General features: G+C 66.5%; 20 protein-coding genes. 10 read left to right on the forward strand and 10 right to left on the reverse strand.

The window, feature by feature from the left end:
- Nucleotides 1–147: 147 nt before the first annotated feature.
- From rarD to cysS, 7 genes are all read right to left on the reverse strand, one after another.
- Nucleotides 148–1,092, reverse strand: a complete 945-nt coding sequence (rarD, locus tag DSD28_RS23205) for an EamA family transporter RarD (protein WP_119258806.1) — start codon at nt 1,090–1,092, stop codon at nt 148–150.
- Between the two features lie 150 nt (nt 1,093–1,242).
- A complete protein-coding gene (gene cimA, locus DSD28_RS23210; RefSeq protein ID WP_119258807.1) occupies nt 1,243–2,856 on the reverse strand; it encodes a citramalate synthase in 1,614 nt (537 codons plus the stop codon).
- A 107-nt stretch (nt 2,857–2,963) separates the two neighbouring features.
- Nucleotides 2,964–3,923 carry a prolyl aminopeptidase gene (gene pip, locus DSD28_RS23215; RefSeq protein ID WP_119258808.1) on the reverse strand — a complete coding sequence of 320 codons (960 nt, stop codon included), beginning with the start codon at nt 3,921–3,923 and terminating at the stop codon, nt 2,964–2,966.
- Entirely contained in the window at nt 3,920–4,402 is a 483-nt protein-coding gene (locus DSD28_RS23220; RefSeq protein ID WP_119258809.1) for a GFA family protein, read from the reverse strand. The genes pip and DSD28_RS23220 overlap by 4 nt, the downstream gene beginning before the upstream one ends.
- 127 nt (nt 4,403–4,529) lie before the next feature.
- On the reverse strand, nt 4,530–5,027 hold the full coding sequence (locus tag DSD28_RS23225) for a GFA family protein (protein ID WP_119258918.1): 498 nt from the start codon (nt 5,025–5,027) through the stop codon (nt 4,530–4,532).
- Nucleotides 5,024–5,521 carry a GFA family protein gene (locus tag DSD28_RS23230; RefSeq protein ID WP_432430878.1) on the reverse strand — a complete coding sequence of 166 codons (498 nt, stop codon included), beginning with the start codon at nt 5,519–5,521 and terminating at the stop codon, nt 5,024–5,026. The genes DSD28_RS23225 and DSD28_RS23230 overlap by 4 nt, the downstream gene beginning before the upstream one ends.
- Complete coding sequence (gene cysS, locus DSD28_RS23235; RefSeq protein ID WP_119258811.1) at nt 5,503–6,975, reverse strand: cysteine--tRNA ligase; 1,473 nt, start codon at nt 6,973–6,975, stop codon at nt 5,503–5,505. The genes DSD28_RS23230 and cysS overlap by 19 nt, the downstream gene beginning before the upstream one ends.
- 441 nt (nt 6,976–7,416) lie before the next feature.
- Here cysS and DSD28_RS23240 point away from each other — a divergent pair, with 441 nt between their 5' ends.
- A complete protein-coding gene (locus DSD28_RS23240; protein ID WP_119258812.1) occupies nt 7,417–7,599 on the forward strand; it encodes a hypothetical protein in 183 nt (60 codons plus the stop codon).
- An 11-nt stretch (nt 7,600–7,610) separates the two neighbouring features.
- Here the strand turns inward: DSD28_RS23240 and DSD28_RS23245 are convergent, their stop codons facing one another.
- Nucleotides 7,611–8,381 carry an SOS response-associated peptidase gene (locus tag DSD28_RS23245; RefSeq protein ID WP_119258813.1) on the reverse strand — a complete coding sequence of 257 codons (771 nt, stop codon included), beginning with the start codon at nt 8,379–8,381 and terminating at the stop codon, nt 7,611–7,613.
- A gap of 60 nt (nt 8,382–8,441) precedes the next feature.
- Here DSD28_RS23245 and DSD28_RS23250 point away from each other — a divergent pair, with 60 nt between their 5' ends.
- From DSD28_RS23250 to DSD28_RS23265, 4 genes are all read left to right on the forward strand, one after another.
- Nucleotides 8,442–8,876, forward strand: a complete 435-nt coding sequence (locus DSD28_RS23250) for an NUDIX domain-containing protein (protein ID WP_119258814.1) — start codon at nt 8,442–8,444, stop codon at nt 8,874–8,876.
- The gene (locus tag DSD28_RS23255) at nt 8,873–9,298 is read left to right on the forward strand and encodes a TIGR02301 family protein (protein WP_119258815.1); all 426 of its coding nucleotides are present in this window, start codon (nt 8,873–8,875) and stop codon (nt 9,296–9,298) included. Before DSD28_RS23250 ends, DSD28_RS23255 begins: the two co-directional genes overlap by 4 nt.
- Before the next feature lie 92 nt (nt 9,299–9,390).
- The gene (locus tag DSD28_RS23260) at nt 9,391–9,660 is read left to right on the forward strand and encodes a hypothetical protein (RefSeq protein WP_119258816.1); all 270 of its coding nucleotides are present in this window, start codon (nt 9,391–9,393) and stop codon (nt 9,658–9,660) included.
- 16 nt (nt 9,661–9,676) lie between these two features.
- Nucleotides 9,677–10,474: a hypothetical protein gene (locus DSD28_RS23265; protein ID WP_119258817.1), complete on the forward strand. Its 798-nt coding sequence runs from the start codon at nt 9,677–9,679 to the stop codon at nt 10,472–10,474.
- Here DSD28_RS23265 and DSD28_RS23270 read toward each other — a convergent pair.
- Complete coding sequence (locus DSD28_RS23270; protein WP_119258818.1) at nt 10,461–11,084, reverse strand: amino acid transporter; 624 nt, start codon at nt 11,082–11,084, stop codon at nt 10,461–10,463. The two genes, DSD28_RS23265 and DSD28_RS23270, sit on opposite strands and share 14 nt — an antisense overlap.
- 163 nt (nt 11,085–11,247) lie before the next feature.
- Between DSD28_RS23270 and DSD28_RS23275 the strand changes: the two genes are divergently transcribed.
- The 5 genes from DSD28_RS23275 (at nt 11,248) to DSD28_RS23295 (ending at nt 15,121) form a co-directional block, all read left to right on the forward strand.
- Nucleotides 11,248–12,093, forward strand: coding sequence for a YgfZ/GcvT domain-containing protein (locus DSD28_RS23275; protein WP_119258819.1), 846 nt, complete (start codon nt 11,248–11,250; stop codon nt 12,091–12,093).
- On the forward strand, nt 12,090–12,719 hold the full coding sequence (locus DSD28_RS23280) for a YfbR-like 5'-deoxynucleotidase (protein WP_119258820.1): 630 nt from the start codon (nt 12,090–12,092) through the stop codon (nt 12,717–12,719). Before DSD28_RS23275 ends, DSD28_RS23280 begins: the two co-directional genes overlap by 4 nt.
- Before the next feature lie 2 nt (nt 12,720–12,721).
- Nucleotides 12,722–13,255: a tyrosine phosphatase family protein gene (locus DSD28_RS23285; protein WP_119258821.1), complete on the forward strand. Its 534-nt coding sequence runs from the start codon at nt 12,722–12,724 to the stop codon at nt 13,253–13,255.
- Nucleotides 13,252–14,229: an NUDIX hydrolase gene (locus DSD28_RS23290; RefSeq protein ID WP_119258822.1), complete on the forward strand. Its 978-nt coding sequence runs from the start codon at nt 13,252–13,254 to the stop codon at nt 14,227–14,229. The genes DSD28_RS23285 and DSD28_RS23290 overlap by 4 nt, the downstream gene beginning before the upstream one ends.
- Nucleotides 14,230–14,290: 61 nt before the next feature.
- Nucleotides 14,291–15,121, forward strand: a complete 831-nt coding sequence (locus DSD28_RS23295; protein ID WP_119258823.1) for a mechanosensitive ion channel family protein — start codon at nt 14,291–14,293, stop codon at nt 15,119–15,121.
- Here the strand turns inward: DSD28_RS23295 and DSD28_RS23300 are convergent, their stop codons facing one another.
- On the reverse strand, nt 15,122–15,643 hold the full coding sequence (locus DSD28_RS23300; RefSeq protein ID WP_119258824.1) for a superoxide dismutase family protein: 522 nt from the start codon (nt 15,641–15,643) through the stop codon (nt 15,122–15,124). It lies immediately after the preceding gene.
- Nucleotides 15,644–15,679: the final 36 nt, after the last annotated feature.

Consider the following 15,679-nt stretch of genomic DNA (forward strand, 5'->3'; position numbering starts at 1 on the left):
AGTTCAGGCCCGGAAGGACCAACCGCTCTGCGCATCGTCACCAAGGTGTTGCGATCACCCAAATGACAAACGAGGCCGGATCATCATAACCGATGATCCGGCCTCGTAATGTATAAGCCGGAGGTTCTTGCCTCCGGCTTTTTTCGTTCATTCCGCCGGTTTCAATTCCGTCGCCGCGAGGCGTTTCGCGCGAGCGCCGCGCAGCATCGCGCCGGAATAGATGAAGAGCGCGGCCCAGATGAAGCCGAAGGCGATGAGCTTGGTGGTGCCGAAGGGCTCGCCGAAGGCGAAGACGGCGATGAGGAAGATCATCGTCGGGGCGATGTACTGCATGATGCCGATGGTCGACAGGCGCAGGAGCTTCGCGCCGTTGGCGTAGATCATCAGCGGGATCGCCGTGACGATGCCGCAGGCGAGCAGCCAGAGGACGTCCGCCATGCCGGTATCGCCGAAATGGCCCCCGCCGCTCGCTTCCAGCCAGATCACATAGGCGAGCGCCGGCACGCTGAGCAGCAGCACTTCGAGGAAGAAGCCCTGGTTCGGGCCGATCGGCAGGGTCTTGCGGAAGAAGGCGTAGAAGCCCCAGGAGAAGCAGAGGCCGAGCGACACCCAGGGCAGCCCGCCCGCATCGAAGGCGAGGATCGCCACCGCGCAGGCGGCAAGGCCGATCGCCACCATCTGCGCCGGGCTCGGCTTTTCCTTCAGAAGCACCGCGCCGAGGAAGATCGAAAAGAGCGGGTTGATATAGTAGCCGAGCGCCGTCTCGATGGTGCGGCCGACGCTGATCGCCCAGACATAGATGCCCCAGTTGATGGTGATCAGCACCGCCGTCAGCGTTGCCATGGCGAGCATGCGCGGCGAGCGCAGCGCCGCCTTGATATCGGCCGTGCGGCCGAGCCAGACCAGAACGAGGCCGGCGAGCGGCACAGACCAGACGATGCGGTGCGCCACCACTTCGGGCGCGGGGATATGGGACACGGCCTTCATGAAGAAGGGCAGGAAGCCCCACAGCACATAGGCTATCAGCGCAAAGGCGAAACCGCGCGGCGAATCGCCCGTCTGGGGGCCGCTGGAGGAGTTTGCGTCGGCCATGGTGTCGTTTCCCGTCGATTTTTCGGATTTCCCGACGTCCTACTCCAATGCCGGCGAATGTACCAATTCATTCCGGTGAAGGGACGATGAGCGGCGCTGAAGCTCGGGCGCATGGCGGCCTGCCTTCGCAGGCGCCATGCGCTGGAAAGACTACTCCGCCGCCACGCGCCCCGCTTCGCCGCGGTTCTTCAGCAGCTTGTAGACGATGGAATCCATCAGCGCCTGGAAGGAGGCATCGATGATGTTGTCGGAGACGCCGACCGTCCACCAGCGGGCGCCGGAAGCGTCGGTCGATTCGATCAGGACGCGGGTGATGGCCCCGGTGCCGCCGTTGAGGATACGGACCTTGTAGTCCGCCAGCTCCAGGTCGGCGATCTCACCCTGGTACTTGCCGAGGTCCTTGCGCAGGGCAAGGTCGAGCGCGTTGACCGGGCCGTGGCCCTCGGCGACGGACATCATGGTCTCGCCGTCGACGATCACCCGCACCACGGCTTCCGACACCGTCTTGAGCTGGCCGTTGGCGTCATAGCGCCGTTCGACCATCACGCGAAAACTCTCGACATGGAAGAAATCCGGCACCGTGCCGAGCGTGCGGTAGGCGAGCAGCGCGAAGCTCGCATCCGCGCCCTCATAGGCATAGCCCGTCGCCTCGCGCTCCTTGACGATCTGGATGAGCCGGTCGAGCTTCGGATCGTCCTTGGCGACCGAAATGCCGCGCAGCTTCAGGGCGTTGATGAAGTTCGCCTTGCCGCCCTGGTCCGACACCATGACCTTGCGCAGGTTGCCGACGCTTTCCGGCGTGACATGCTCGTAGGTGCGCGGGTCCTTGAGGAGCGCGGAGGCATGGATGCCGGCCTTGGTGGCGAAGGCGGAGGCGCCGACATAGGGCGCCTGGTGATCGGGCGAACGGTTCAAGAGCTCGTCGAAGGTGTGGGCGAGCTTGGTGAGGCCGGTCAGCTCCTCCGTGTCGATGCCGATCTCGAAGCGCCCGCTATAGGCTTCCTTCAGCGCGAGCGTCGGCACGAGCGTCACGAGATTGGCATTGCCGCAACGCTCGCCGATGCCGTTGAGCGTGCCCTGCACCTGCCGCACGCCCGCCTCGACGGCGGCCAGCGAATTGGCGACGGCCTGCCCCGTGTCGTTATGGGCGTGGATGCCGAGGTTTGCGCCCGGCACGCCGGCGGCGATCACCGCCTTCACGATGGCCTGCACTTCGGAGGGCTGCGTGCCGCCATTGGTGTCGCAGAGCACCACCCAGCGCGCGCCGGAGGCGAAGGCGGTCTTCGCGCAGGCCAATGCGTATTCGGGATTCGCCTTGTAGCCGTCGAAGAAATGCTCGCAGTCGATCATGGATTCGCGGCCGGAGGCGACGACCGCCTTCACGGATTCGGCGATGCTCTCGAGGTTCTCTTCATTGGTGCAGCCGAGCGCGACGCGCACATGATAGTCCCAGCTCTTGGCGACGAGACAGATCGCGTCGCTCCGCGAATCGAGGAGCGCGGCAAGGCCGGGATCGTTGGAGGCCGAGACGCCGGCGCGCTTCGTCATGCCGAAGGCGACGAACTTGGCGCGGCCGGTGCGTTTCTTCGCGAAGAAGGCCGTATCGGTCGGGTTGGCGCCCGGATAGCCGCCCTCGACATAGTCCAGGCCGAACTCGTCCAGCATGCCGGCAATGGCGATCTTGTCCTCGACGGAAAAGTCGATGCCGGGCGTCTGCTGGCCGTCGCGAAGCGTGGTGTCGAAAAGGTAGATACGGTCTTTCATCGGTTCCCTCCCTGGGAACGGTCCTGGTACTTCAAATCTGCCCCTCATCCGGCTGCCGCCACCTTCTCCCCGCAAGCGGGGAGAAGGTCAGGATGAGGGGTAGTCTCTCAAACTTTGCCGGCAAACTTGTCGGTCGCATAAATCAGGCGGTCGAGGATGCCCGGTTCGGAATAGGCATGGCCCGCCCCTTCGACGAGGTAGAATTCCGATTCCGGCCAGGCCTTGTGCAGCGCCCAGGCGTTCTTCGCCGGGCACGGCATGTCGTAGCGGCCGTGGGCGATGACGCCGGGAATGCCGTGCAGCTTGCGGGCATCGCGGAGCAGCTGCCCCTCCTCCAGCCAGCCGGCATTGACGAAGAAATGCGTCTCCAGCCGGGCGAAGGCATCGGCGAATTCGTCCTCGCCGAAATGGTCGCTCGTCGACGGCTCCGGCAGAAGCGTGATCGTCTCGCCTTCCCACAGGCTCCAGGCCTTGGCGGCGGCGATGCGCACCGCCTTGTCCGCGCCCGTCAGGCGGCGGTAATAGGCCTGCATCATCTCGTGGCGCTCTTCCGGCGGGATGGGCGCGAGGAAGCGTTCCCATTTGTCGGGGAACATTTCCGAGACGCCGAACTGGTAGTACCAGTCGAGCTCGGCCTTGGTCAGCATGTAGATGCCGCGCAGCACAAGTTCGGACACGCGTTCGGGATGCTTCTCCGCATAGGCGAGCGCCAGCGTCGAGCCCCAGGAACCGCCGAAGACCAGCCACTTTTCCGCCCCGGCCATCTCGCGCAGCCGCTCCATGTCGGAAACGAGATGCCAGGTGGTGTTGGCTTCGAGCCCCGCATGGGGCGTGGAGCGGCCGCAGCCGCGCTGGTCGAACAGCGTCACGTCGTAGAGCTTCGGATCGAACAGCCGGCGGTGGCTCGGCGAGATCGTGCCGCCCGGACCGCCATGCAGGAAGACGGCGGACTTGGCGCCCGGCGTGCCGGCCCGCTCCCAGTAGATGACATGCCCGTCACCGACATCGAGATGGCCGGAGGCATAGGGCTCGATCTCGGGATAGAGGGTACGCAACGCTTCGCTCATAGTTTCATTCCGTGGGCAGGCCAGTTTTCGGTTTCGTGATCGGGATGCTGGAAGGAGATGATTGTCTCCTGCCGACTGTAGTAATCCGGGTCGTCATGCACCGGGGCGGAGAAGATCGTCTCCACCCAGGGCAGGCGCGAACCGTAATTGACCTGGATCTGCGGAGCGAGGTCGCTGCGGTCGTCGAAAGCGCCGATGGCGATCTCCAGCCCCCCCGGATGCCTGTAGGTCAGCGGCGTGCCGCAGCGCTTGCAGAAGCCGCGCGCGATATTGACCGAGGACTGGAAGTAGCTCGGCTCCTCGCGCGTCCATTCGGCCTCGCCCTCGACGGTGACGAGCGGGCCGAAGAAGCCGCCGAACTGCTTCTGGCACATGCGGCAATGGCAGATCGACGGGCGGCCGAGCGCGCCGTGGATGCGGAAGCGCACGGCGCCGCACTGGCAGCCGCCGGTCCTTGTCTTTTCCTGTTCCGTGGTCATGGCAGGCTCCTTCAGCGATAAGAGGAATGGACGACGACGGCGATCACGACGGCCGTGATGAGGATCAGCTTGCCGGCGATGAGATAGAGCCACTTGCGGGGAAAGCCGAGCCCGAGCCTGGGATCGCTCATGGGGCATCCTCCGGCGGCCAGTGGTCGGTGTCGTAGTCGGGATGCTGGCGGTTCGAATCACGGATCGCCACATGCCGCGCCTCGCCACCCTCCCCCTCGTTGCTTTCATGCTCCGGCAGTCTCGCCAGCTGCGGGAACCAGACGACGCGCGATTCGACGCCGGATTGGGCGATGGGGCGCACGTCGTCCGGGTCGTCGAGCGAACCCAGCGTCACATTGATATGGGCCGAGGCGAGGCCGTCATAGAAGAGCGGCGTGCCGCAATCCCGGCAGAAGCCGCGGCGCACGATCTGCGACGACCGGAACCAGCCCGGCTCGCCGCGCGTGATGGAAAAGCGCTCGCGCGGGGCATTGGCAAGCGGCAGGAAATAGTTGCCCGCCGCCTTCTGGCACATGCGGCAATGACACAGATGCGGATCGCCGAGCGTGCCCTCGACACGATAGCGCACCGCGCCGCACTGGCAGCCGCCGGTATAGATGCGCGAGATGCTCATGACGCGCGCTCCGGCGGCCATTCGTCCGTGTCGTGGTCGGGATGCTGGTAGGAGACGAGGTCGGCAAGGAAGGCGGCGGCCCCCTGGTCGGCCATCGTATCCTCGCCCGGCAGGTCGCGGATCGTGTCGACATAGGGCAGCTTCGCCTCGATGCCCCACTGGATGCGCGGGGCGATCTCGGCTGGGTCGTCGAAGGCGGCAATGGTCAGCGCCACGCCGTCCGGCGCCTCATAGGTCAGCGGCGTGCCGCATTCGGCGCAGAAGCCGCGATAGCCGTGGTTGGAGGAGCGGAAGCGCTTCGGCGCGCCGCGCGTCCATGTCAGCTTCGCGCCGCTGACCGAAACCAGCGGCAGATAGAAATTCCCGCTCGCCTTCTGGCACATCCGGCAATGACAGACCGACGCATCGCCGAGCGCGCCCTCGACATGAAAGCGCACGGCCCCGCACTGGCATCCGCCGGTGTAGAAGGGGATGGTCACCTCTTCACCTCCCACGTCGTCACGCGTTCGCCCGTCGCCGGGTCCTTGCCGTCTTTCAGCTGGATGCCCTTGGCGGAGAGGTCGTCGCGGATCCTGTCGGCTTCGGTGAAGTTCTTCGCCTTCAGCATTTCAAGGCGGAGCTGGATGATCGAGTCGATGCTCTCCTCCAGCGCCTTGGAGACCTCGGCCTTCTTCGGCTCCACGCCGAGAAGCCGGGCGCTGGCGGCGAAGACGGGCAGCATCAGCGGGTCGCTGTTGGCGCATTGGGCCAGCGCATGCAGTGCCTGCACGGCACCGACCGTATTGAGGTCGTCGAAGAGCGGCGCCAGCACCGTTTCGTCCACGCGGCCTTCCGCCGGATTGCCGCCGGCGGGCCACTTGGAGAGCAGGCGCTCGGCCTCCTCCAGCCGCTTGACGGAGAAGTCGATCGGCTCGCGGTAATGCGTCATCAGCATGGCGAGGCGCAGCACCTCGCCCGGCCATTTGCGGCCGCCGAACTTCTCCTCGTGCAGCAGTTCGTAGATCGTGACGAAGTTGCCTTCGGACTTCGACATCTTGCGGCCCTCGACCTGCACGAAGCCGTTGTGCATCCAGACATTCGCCATGACCTTCGTACCATGGGCGCAGCGCGACTGGGCGATCTCGTTCTCGTGATGCGGGAAGATCAGGTCGAGCCCGCCGCCATGAATGTCGAAGACCTCGCCGAGATAGGCCGCCGACATGGCCGAGCACTCGATATGCCAGCCGGGCCGGCCCTTTGGTTTCCCTGTCAGGCCTGCGGCCTTCCACGCCTCCTGGCCCCACGGGCTCTCCCAGCCGGGCTCCTCCGGCGAGGAGAGCTTCCAGAGCACGAAGTCGCCGGGGTTCTTCTTGTGCACGTCGACGGCAACGCGGGCGCCGGCCTGCTGCTCGTCGAGATTGCGCTTCGAAAGCTGGCCGTAATCGGCCATCGATCCGGTGTCGAACAGCACTTCGCCATTGGTTTCATAGGCATGGCCGCGTTCGATGAGACGTTGAATCAGGGTGATCATGTCCGCCTTGCCATCCTCGCGCGGCAGCACGAATTCGGTGGCGCGCGGCTCGTGCGTCGGCGGCATGGCGCCGAGCGTGGCGACATCCGAATGGAACTGGTTCGCCGTCTTCTCCGTCACCCGGCGGATCGCCTCGTTCAGCGACAGGGCGCCGCTTTCGATCTCGCCGCCGAAATCGCGCAGCGCCCGGGCGTTGATCTTGTCGTCGACGTCCGTGATGTTGCGGGCATAGGTGACGTGGGCTTCGCCATAGACATGGCGCAGCAGGCGGTAGAGCACATCGAAGACGATGACCGGCCGCGCATTGCCGATATGGGCGAAGTCATAGACCGTCGGGCCGCAGACATACATGCGCACGTTGTCGGGATCGATGGGAGCGAAGGGCTCCTTCGAGCGCGTGAGCGTGTTGTACAGCGACAGGACCGGCTTTTCGGCCATGGAAATCTCCCAAAATGCGTGCACCCGGCTGGCCGGGTCGTTGTCATCCGGGGATTTTGGGGGACGAAAACGGCCAGGCCAGCGCGTGCGCTAGCGAATAATGCTCCGGCGAATGCAGAGTACCGTTTTCATGGCCTGCTTTATCGCGCCGTGTGCGCCCGCGGTCAAGCGGCGTGAAGGCCGGGCCGCGAAAATCCTGCCCGTTCGGCCTGTTATCCCAAGCTGTTACCCGCGTGACAGCCGGCGTCCGGCGCGTCGTGCGATATGTCCGCCGGTCATATTTATTGATCGCCGAAACTGCGGATTTGGGCCTTCCGCCGCAGAGCGATCAAGATTTGAGCAGAATTTGGCCGAAAGGGTCCGGTAAATGCATAGGTCATCGGGGGTAGCGACCGGGGGAACCAGACGGGGCTGCCTGATGACAACTTCAGGAGAGTGAGAATGTCGATCGCCAAGAAGAAACCGGCGCAACCCGCCGCCGCCAATGCCAACCTTCAGGAGCGCTACAAGCCGCTCGGCCTGCGCGCCGTGGTTGCCGCCACGCAGTGCAAGCCGGAGGTGAAGGCCACTGAGGCGCGCCGCGACCGCGACTTGCCGCCGGTGCTCCAGTCGCTCTACGAATAGGCGGCTCCAAGTCAAAAGAGCGATAGCTGATCCGACGATGGGGGCGCTTGTGCGCCTTTGTTCTTTTGCGGCATCGGCGCTTCCTCCTCGACGGGTTCGAGGATGTCCGGTCCCATATTGGCGACCTTGTTCACCTTGTCGGAAATCGCAATGGCCTCGAAGAAGCCGTCGTCGATCGGCTTCATGAGGTCGGCGACGTCGCGCGGCTCCTGCGCTTTGCAGTCGAGCCAGCGGGAAAAATCCTCCGGGCGGATGACGACCGGCATGCGGTCGTGGATGCGGGAAATGTCGTTGTTGGCCGCCGTCGTCAGGATCGCGCCGGTATCGACCTCCGAGCCATCGGCAGAAGACCAGGTCTCCATCAGGCCGGCGAAGGCGACGATCTCGCCCTTCCTCGGGCGGATGAAATAGGCTTGAGCCTTCGCGCCCTTCTCCTCCGGCCGCCGCCATTCGAAGAAGCCGGAGGCCGGCACGAGGATGCGGCGATGGCGCATGGCGGCCTTGAACGAGGCCTTGCCCACCGCCGTCTCGGAGCGCGCATTGATCAGCAGCGGAAAATCGCGCGGGTCCTTCACCCAGCCGGGCATGAAGCCCCAGCGCACGAGCACCGCCCGCCGCTCCGGCAGGTTGCTGCCGGGCTCCTGCCTTTCGCCCGCCACGACGACGAGGATCGGCTGCGTCGGGGCGATGTTGTAGCGGGCCGGCGGATCCTCCACATCCACGATGCCGAGGAATTCCCGCAAGAGGTCCGTCCTGGCGAGCAATGCATATCGTCCACACATGGCATCGTCATCGCACTTTGCCTATAAGGGGTCAATGAAGCGCAACCGAACCGGACAGCGATGAAGAAGTCGAAGACGCCCCAGCCCGCCTCCTCCGCCATCATCGAGCGCGACGGGCGCTACCTGCTCGTGCTGCGCAGCAAGCCGCCGTCGGATGCCATGTATGCCTTTCCGGGCGGGCGCGGCGAGGACGGCGAGACGCCGGCCGAGACGGCGCTGCGCGAACTCCTCGAGGAAACAGGCATAAAGGCCGAAAAGCCCATGCTTTTCGCGACCTACGACCTGCCGGGCCGCGAGGACGGCCCCGGCAGCCCCTCCTTCTTCCTTTCCGTCTTCAAGGTGAAGGCCGACCGGAGCGCGGTTGCCGTCGCCGCCGACGATGCGGCGAGCGTCGGCTGGTACACGGCCGAGGAGATCGCGGGCCTTCCCGCGCCCGACAGCGTGCGCGAATGCATCGCGCGGCTGGAAGCCGAGCGGCTGGGACCTGCCGCATGAAGGTGATTCGCCTCGCCCTGATCGCAAGCCTTGCCCTTGCCGGCCCTACCCTCGCCCAGAAGGCGAAACAGGCCTCCGGCACGGAAACGCCAGCCGCCGCTCCCGTCGAGGAAAAACCCGCACCTTATGACGAGCGGCTGGAGCGGCTTTCGGAAATCCTCGGCGCCGTGCATTACCTGCGCAATCTTTGCGCCGGCAAGGCGGAGGACAACTGGCGCGCCGCCATGCAGCGCATCATCGAGCTGGAAGCGGCCAAGGAGCCGAAGCGGCAGGAAAAGCTGACCGCCGCATTCAACCGTGGATACCGCTCCTTTGCCGCCATCTATACCGCTTGCACCGACTCGGCAGTTGTCGCAGAAGAGAGATACCGTAACGAAGGTGCAACACTTGCCACGGAAATTACCGCAAGGTTCGGAAATTAGGGATTAATTAACCTGTTTTCGCAGCAGCCAGTGCCGTTTTGGGAAAAGGCTGCTAAGGTCGTTAACAGTGCAGTAAGAACTGAATGCCTCGCATGGACCGATCTATGGAACCTACTCTCAACGATATCGACGAGATGATCGTGCACGAGAAGATGCAGGCCGCTCTGGAACACCAGAACGAAGCCTGGGCCGATGGCATGGCTGATGGTATCGAACCGGAAATCATTGCCGATGCGGCCATTGCGCTCGCCCTGCGCGAGACGGTCCGCGTCCATGGCGAGCGGGGCGCGGAAGCGCTGCTCGATTCGCTTCGCGAGCGCCTGCTGGCTGGAGAATTCTCCCCCGAGCGCATCCTGCAATAGGCTGGAAAGACAGGTCATGCAGATGTCGGCTGACGGCAACAAGCTGCTTTCCAGCAGCGTCATCGCCTTGTCGGTGCTCTTCGCAACGACGACGCTCCTTGCGCCCGTGCGCCCGGCCTTCGCCCTCAGCGAACTGAAGCACGAGCCGGGCGAGGTGCCGCAAAAGCCCGCCGACGGCGAAAAGCCGGCCGAGGCCGAAAAGGCCGCGCCGGCGGTCAAGGAAGAGGAAGCCGCCCCGGTCGAACTGCCGCGGCCGGACCCGCTGATCCGCAACGACAAGGCGGTGACGGAACCGGCAGAAGAAACGCCGGCGACCACCGACAAGCCTGTCGAGGAGCCGCAGGCGCCCGTCGAGGTGCTCTACGACATCGACAAGGCGCCCGAGCCGGTGCGCCGCATGCGCCAGCTCATCGTCGAGGCCGCCGCTTCCGGCGATATCGAGCGCCTGCGCCCCCTGCTCGGCAAGGGCATGACCGAGACACAGGTCTCCATGGTCGAAAGCGAGGACGGGCCGGTCGAGACGCTGAAGGGCCAGTCCGGCGATCCAGACGGCATCGAGATCCTCGCGATCCTGCTCGACGTGCTGGCGACGGGCTTTGCCCATGTCGGCCAGGGCACGGCGGACGAGATGTATGTCTGGCCCTATTTCGCCGAAAAGCCGCTCACGAGCCTGACGCCGCCGGAAAAGGTGGAGCTGCTGCGCATCGTCACGGCCGGCGACTATTCCGACATGCAGGAATTCGGCAGCTACAACTTCTATCGCGTGGGCATCACGCCGGACGGCCAGTGGAAGTTCTTCGTCACCGGCGAATAGTCTCCAGCGCGTCCAGCCATGCGTGACCGGGATGCGCCCCTCCAAGGCATTCCTGCAGCCAGTCGCGCGCCGAAGCGTCCAGCTTTGGCAGCGCCATGGCGAAATCGGCCTCGTCCTTGTCGCGTCGGTACTTCGCCTTGAAAAGCAGGACGATCTCCGGCGCGAGATAGGGGATGTCTCCTGTGTCCAGCCGGACGGCCTCGCGGCGCGGGCGGCGGATAGACGGATCGCGCTTGTAGACCCAGGTCTCGGGCGTACCGTCCTCCAGCATCATGTCCACCCGCCATCGGCGTGCCGCCCTGTCCTCGCACCAGACCTGCGCTATGTCGGCCGGAGGCGCTTCGCCCTCCGCGAGCGGCCGCACCTTGCCATCGCCCACCGCATGAAGGTGGACATCCGGCAAGGCCGCGCGGAAGAGCGGAAAATCGAGCCGCAGCAGGGTGAATTCCAGATCCTCGTGCGGGCGCGTCCCGGCGCCGCGCCAGAGATCGAGCGCCCAGCCGCCGACGACGCACCAGGGCCGCGAGACGCCGGCAAGCCGGCGCGCGAGCTCGGCCGGGTGCCAGGCGGACCATGCATCATGGGCAAGCGGCGTTGTCGGGGCGGTCATCGTCGGGCCTCTCCTTGGACGCCCTTCATACCCCTATCGCGCCGGCAGGCAACAGCCGCGACCTTGCGAAAGCGGCCCAGCCGTTCTACCTCTGCATCAACGGGTGCGATGGTGCACCGCAGGCGCCGGCCTCGTCCGGCGCACGACAAATCTGGATACGACCATGCCTTCCGTCACGCTTTCCGGCCGCGCCTTCCTCCGCATTTCCGGCAAGGATGCCGAAACCTTCCTGCAGAACCTGATCACCACCAACCTGCCCGATCTCAAGGAGGATGAAATCCGCCCCGGCGCGCTGCTGACGCCGCAGGGCAAGATCCTCTTCGACTTCCTGATCCGCCGCGACGGCCCGGATGCCTTCCTCATCGAGACGACGGAGGACCAGCGCGACGGCCTCCTCAAGCGGCTGACCATGTACAAGCTACGCGCCGCCGTCGACCTCGCGGCCGCCGAGGGCGGCGCGGTGACGATCTCCTGGGACGCGGCGGAGGCCGGCGCGCCGCGCGACGTGCGCTTCGCCAAGGCGGGGATCGACGTTTCCCGCCGCGCGAGCGACGGCGGCAGCGACGATACCGCACTCTACGATGCGCTGCGCATTGCCGCGGGACTTCCCGAGGCCGGCAGCGACTATGCGCTTTCCGACGCCTTCCCGCATGATGTTCTGCTCGATCTCAGCGGCGGGCTTTCCTTCCGCACGGGGTGCTATGTCGGCCAGGAGGTCGTCTCCCGCATGCAGCATCGCGGCACCGCCCGCCGCCGGCCCGTCATCGTCACGGGCGAGGCGCCGCTTCCGGCGACGGGCACCGAGCTTCTGGCCGGCGGCAAGCCGGTCGGCACGCTCGGCAGCGTCTCCGGCACACTCGGCCTTGCCATCGCGCGCATCGACCGCGTGGCCGACGCCATCGCCGCCGGCACGCCGATCACCGCGGACGGCGCGCCCGTCACCGTCGCGCTTCCGGCATGGACCGGCCTCACCTTCCCCGAGCAGGCATCCGAGGTGCCGGCGCAATGAGCGGCGCGGCACGCCCGAAGACGGAGCCGCGCGCCTGGCAGCGCATGCTGTCCGGCCGCCGCCTCGATCTCCTCAATCCCTCGCCTCTCGACATCGAGCTGTCCGACATCGCCCACGGCCTTGCCCGCGTCGCCCGCTGGAACGGCCAGACCAACGGCGACCACGCCTTTTCGGTGGCGCAGCATTCGCTGGCCGTCGAGGCGATCTTCCGCCGCCAGAACCGCTGCGATGCCGGCGAGTGCCTGATGGCGCTGCTGCACGACGCGCCGGAATATGTGATCGGCGACATGATCTCGCCCTTCAAGGCCGTGGTCGGCGGCGGCTACAAGACCGTCGAGAAGCGGCTGGAGGCCGCCGTGCACCTGCGCTTCGGCCTGCCGGCGGCAACGCCCGCGAGCCTGAAGGCGAAGATCAAGAAGGCCGACCAGGTCGCCGCCTTCTTCGAGGCGACCGAGCTTGCCGGCTTCTCCCATGCCGAGGCCGTGAAATTCTTCGGCGCGCCGCGCGGCATCACGCTCGACATGATCGAGATCGCGCCGGTGCCCGCCGTGGAGGCGCAAAGGCGCTTCTGCGAGCGCTTCGAGGCCCTGGAACGCGAGCGCGGCCCCCTCGCCGCGGCGGTGTGAGCATGGGCACGATCGTCGTCGCCCCGCTCGGCCGGATCGCGGAACTCGCCGTCCGCCACCGCTGCCGCGAGATGCTGAGCCTCGTCGCGCCGAAGCAGGATTTCCACCGCCCGGCGGTGATCTCCGCCGGACGCCACATGATCCTCGGCGTCAACGACATCGCCTTTGCCGGCACCGGCAATCTCGTCGCGCCCGGCGAGGAGCACGTGGCGGCAATCGTCGGCTTTGCGCGCGGCTGGGACCGGCAGGCGCCGCTTCTCACCCATTGCATGATGGGCGTCTCGCGCTCGCCGGCCGCCGCGCTTATCGCCGCGCTCGCGGTGGCGCCGGACCAGGATGACCATGACCTCGCGCAGCGTCTGCGTCGCGCCTCCGCGCAGGCGACGCCGAATGCCCGGCTGGTGGCGATCGGCGACCATGTGCTCGGGCGGGGCGGAAGGCTCGTCGCGGCGGTGAAGGCCATCGGCCGCGGCGCGGACTATGTCGGCGAGAGCCCGTTCTCCTTCTCCGCCCTTCCCGAGAGCGCAGAACCATGACGGAAAGCCGTGCCCGCCCCCCGGTCGAGATCGGCCTCAACGCGGCGGTCGTCGCGATTTCCGGGCGCAGCCCCTCCATCCTCGCCATCGGCGGCGACGGCGCGCACAAGCGCGACGCCCTGCCCTTCGGCCCCTTCGACCCGCACCAGCATCGCACCTTCGAGACGAGCCTGCGCGCCAGCGTGGAGGCGCAGACCGCGCTGAAACTCGGCTATATCGAACAGCTCTACACCTTCGGCGACCGCGGCCGGCAGAAAGCCCCCGACGAGGCCGGCACGCACATGGTCTCGGTCGGCTATCTCGCGCTGACGCGCACGGACGCCGAGGCGAACGAACGGCTGGCGGAAGCCGGCGCCGCCTGGCGGGACTGGTATGCCTATCTTCCCTGGGAGGACTGGCGGCAGGGCCGGCCCGCCGTGATCGACCAGCTGATCCTGCCCGCCCTGAAGCAGTGGAGCAGCGAGGCGGCCAATGCCGACCGCGCGACCCCGATGCCGACGCCGCGCACGCGCATCCGCCTCGCCTTCGGCCTCGACGATTTCCCGTGGGACGAGGAGCGCGTGCTGGAGCGCTACGAGCTTCTCTACGAGGCCGGCCTTGCCGAGGAGGCGGTGACGGACGGCTGGGCGCGCGCCGGCCAGCCGTCGCCCGGCATCGCCATGCGCCACGACCATCGCCGCATCCTCGCGACGGCCATGGCGCGGCTGCGCGGCAAGATCAAATACCGCCCGGTCATCTTCGAGCTGATGGCGCCGGAATTCACGCTGACCGAGCTTCAGGCGACCGTCGAGGCGATCTCCGGCCGGCACCTGCACAAGCAGAACTTCCGCCGGCTCGTCGAAGGGGCCGAGCTGGTGGAGCCGACCGGCTCTTCCACCAGCGCAACGGGCGGCCGGCCCGCCGCCCTCTTCCGCTTCCGCCGCCGCATCTTCGAGGAGCGCCCGGCACCCGGCCTCAAGGTCGGAATGCGCTAAATCGGAACTTCTTTCCCTCCCTGCCATTTCGCCATCGATATCAACGGTGGGAAAAGGATTTATGGAACGACAGGCAACCGACGTCATCGTCGCGACGCGAGCAGCGCTGACGCAGGCGAGCGCGCTCGCCGTGCAATATTCCTTCTCCATTCTCGGCGCGCTATTGCTGCTGCTGCTCGGCTGGTTCCTGTCGCGGCTGCTACACCGCTGGGCGCTTTCCGGGCTCTCGCATGTGCGGGGCATAGACATGACGCTCGCGCATTTCTTCGCCAATGTGCTGCGCTATGCGGTGCTCATCCTCGTCTTCGTGACGGCGCTCGGCCAGTTCGGCGTGCAGACGGCCTCGATCATCGCGGCGCTCGGCGCTGCGGGCCTCGCCATCGGCCTTGCGCTGCAGGGCACGCTGCAGAACATCGCGGCCGGCATCATGCTGCTGGTGCTGCGCCCGTTCCGGGTCGGTGAATATATCGAGACCAAGGACGTCACCGGCACGATCACCGAAATCGGCCTCTTCGCCACGGAGCTGAGGACGAGCGACGGCCTCTATCGCCTCGCGCCCAATTCCACGCTCTGGAACACGCCGGTCACCAATTTCAGCCGCGAGCGCACCCGCAAGCACGACCTGCAGGTGACCATTCCAAGCGACCGGGACATCGACGATGAGATCGACCGCCTGCTGACCATCGCGCGCGAGGAGCCCGCCATCGAATCGGCGCCGCCGCCGCAGGTCTTCGTCGACAGCCTCGCGGAAAACGCCGCCACGCTGACGCTGCGCTACTGGGTGCCGACGCCGCAATGGTTCAGGACGACGCGGGAAATGAACCGCCGCGTTCGCATCGCCTTCGGGCAGAGCCTGCCGGAACCGCCCGCAGAGGCGGCGCCGGCCGAATAGCTACTTGATGACCGCGCAGGCGAGCCGGTCTCCGGCCCCGCCGGCCGGGCCGGTGCGGTAATCGTCAGAGCCGGCATGGACGACCAGCGCGCGGCCGCGAATACCGCGCTCGGCATCGTCGAGGCGCACCATCGTTGAATAGACCTGCGCGCGCAGCACGCCGTCGTCGGCGACATACTGGTTCGGAAGGTCGCCGGCATGCGGGCCGTCGGCGGCGAGGAAGCCGTGCTCCTTCCCATCCGGGTTGAAATGGCCGCCCGCCGATTCGTGGCCGCCGCTCGGGTCGCAGGCGCCGGTCTCGTGGATATGCAGCGCCACCCATTTGCGCGGCGTCAGGCCCGAGATCTCCACCTCGAACAGCACGCCGTCGTTTCCGGCCGTCAGGTGCGCGCGGCCGGTTTCCGTGCCGGCGCGGTTGAGGAAATTGGCCTCGGCCGTGCTCTTCCCCTGCTGCGCGAGCGCCGGGGCGCCGAGCGCTGCGAGCGTGCCCGCCGCGACGGCGAGCCCAAGGATCTTGTTCATGATGCGTCCTTCCGGTTGGTTTTCACCTGAAACCGG

The organism is Shinella zoogloeoides (assembly GCF_003574625.1).
GTDB classification, from domain to species: domain Bacteria; phylum Pseudomonadota; class Alphaproteobacteria; order Rhizobiales; family Rhizobiaceae; genus Shinella; species Shinella zoogloeoides_A.

Excerpts from the sequence above, each read along its gene's own strand:
- rarD (WP_119258806.1), bottom strand. The coding sequence starts at position 1,092 with ATGGCCGACGCAAACTCCTCCAGCGGCCCCCAGACGGGCGATTCGCCG.
- cimA (WP_119258807.1), bottom strand. The coding sequence starts at position 2,856 with ATGAAAGACCGTATCTACCTTTTCGACACCACGCTTCGCGACGGCCAG.
- pip (WP_119258808.1), bottom strand. The coding sequence starts at position 3,923 with ATGAGCGAAGCGTTGCGTACCCTCTATCCCGAGATCGAGCCCTATGCC.
- DSD28_RS23220 (WP_119258809.1), bottom strand. The coding sequence starts at position 4,402 with ATGACCACGGAACAGGAAAAGACAAGGACCGGCGGCTGCCAGTGCGGC.
- DSD28_RS23225 (WP_119258918.1), bottom strand. The coding sequence starts at position 5,027 with ATGAGCATCTCGCGCATCTATACCGGCGGCTGCCAGTGCGGCGCGGTG.
- cysS (WP_119258811.1), bottom strand. The coding sequence starts at position 6,975 with ATGGCCGAAAAGCCGGTCCTGTCGCTGTACAACACGCTCACGCGCTCG.
- DSD28_RS23240 (WP_119258812.1), top strand. The coding sequence starts at position 7,417 with ATGTCGATCGCCAAGAAGAAACCGGCGCAACCCGCCGCCGCCAATGCC.
- DSD28_RS23245 (WP_119258813.1), bottom strand. The coding sequence starts at position 8,381 with ATGTGTGGACGATATGCATTGCTCGCCAGGACGGACCTCTTGCGGGAA.
- DSD28_RS23250 (WP_119258814.1), top strand. The coding sequence starts at position 8,442 with ATGAAGAAGTCGAAGACGCCCCAGCCCGCCTCCTCCGCCATCATCGAG.
- DSD28_RS23255 (WP_119258815.1), top strand. The coding sequence starts at position 8,873 with ATGAAGGTGATTCGCCTCGCCCTGATCGCAAGCCTTGCCCTTGCCGGC.
- DSD28_RS23260 (WP_119258816.1), top strand. The coding sequence starts at position 9,391 with ATGGACCGATCTATGGAACCTACTCTCAACGATATCGACGAGATGATC.
- DSD28_RS23265 (WP_119258817.1), top strand. The coding sequence starts at position 9,677 with ATGCAGATGTCGGCTGACGGCAACAAGCTGCTTTCCAGCAGCGTCATC.
- DSD28_RS23270 (WP_119258818.1), bottom strand. The coding sequence starts at position 11,084 with ATGACCGCCCCGACAACGCCGCTTGCCCATGATGCATGGTCCGCCTGG.
- DSD28_RS23275 (WP_119258819.1), top strand. The coding sequence starts at position 11,248 with ATGCCTTCCGTCACGCTTTCCGGCCGCGCCTTCCTCCGCATTTCCGGC.
- DSD28_RS23280 (WP_119258820.1), top strand. The coding sequence starts at position 12,090 with ATGAGCGGCGCGGCACGCCCGAAGACGGAGCCGCGCGCCTGGCAGCGC.
- DSD28_RS23285 (WP_119258821.1), top strand. The coding sequence starts at position 12,722 with ATGGGCACGATCGTCGTCGCCCCGCTCGGCCGGATCGCGGAACTCGCC.
- DSD28_RS23290 (WP_119258822.1), top strand. The coding sequence starts at position 13,252 with ATGACGGAAAGCCGTGCCCGCCCCCCGGTCGAGATCGGCCTCAACGCG.
- DSD28_RS23295 (WP_119258823.1), top strand. The coding sequence starts at position 14,291 with ATGGAACGACAGGCAACCGACGTCATCGTCGCGACGCGAGCAGCGCTG.
- DSD28_RS23300 (WP_119258824.1), bottom strand. The coding sequence starts at position 15,643 with ATGAACAAGATCCTTGGGCTCGCCGTCGCGGCGGGCACGCTCGCAGCG.